At 77.0% G+C, this 634-nt stretch carries 1 protein-coding gene; it reads left to right on the top strand.

Annotated features, from left to right (window positions below; genetic code table 11):
- The coding region (locus tag MCAG_RS29775; protein WP_157548552.1) for an ATP-binding cassette domain-containing protein at nucleotides 1-415 on the top strand (415 nt) is incomplete at its 5' end.
- Between the last annotated feature and the right edge of the window lie 219 nt (nucleotides 416-634).

Genomic DNA, 634 nt, shown 5'->3' with positions numbered 1-634 from the left:
CGGCCTGCTGGACTGGGTGCACGCCCAGCCGGCCGGGTGGGACACCGTGGTCGGCGAGGAGGGCGGACAGCTCTCCGGCGGCCAGCGGCAGCGCCTCGCGCTGGCCCGGGCGCTGCTCGCCGCGCCCGGGGTGCTGGTGCTCGACGAGCCGACCGAGGGGCTCGACCCGTCCGCCGCCGACGCGGTGCTCGCCTCGGCGCTGGCGGCGACCCCCGCCGGGCACTCGGTGCTGCTGATCAGCCACCGGCTCAGCGGGCTCGCCGACCTCGACGAGATCGTGGTGCTCGACGCCGGCCGGGTGGTCCAGCGTGGCCGGCACGACGAGTTGGTCGCCGCGCCGGGCTGGTACCGGGACCAGTGGCTGCTCCAGGAGGCGGCCGAGCGCGGGTACCTGGCCCTGACGCCCCGCCCCTGAGCCGGCTCCGGGATTCCCCCGGACGCGTCGGCAGTCACCGCATGGCAGGCTCGTCGCATGGTGCGCTGCGACGACGTACTCGTGAAGGAGCGGCTGCGCGAGTTGAGCGACCGGCTGCACGGCCCGGCACGGCTCAAGGCCGACCTGCTGGCCGAGGCCCGCCACGCGTTGCAGGACGCCGTCGAGGCGTACCGGGACGGCGGGCTGCCGGCGGCGGAG

The sequence above is a fragment of the Micromonospora sp. ATCC 39149 genome (assembly GCF_000158815.1).
In the GTDB taxonomy this organism is placed as follows: Bacteria; Actinomycetota; Actinomycetes; order Mycobacteriales; family Micromonosporaceae; genus Micromonospora.
The sequence above is the reverse complement of the archived record's forward strand: the minus strand, read 5'-3'. Positions and strand labels throughout refer to the sequence as shown.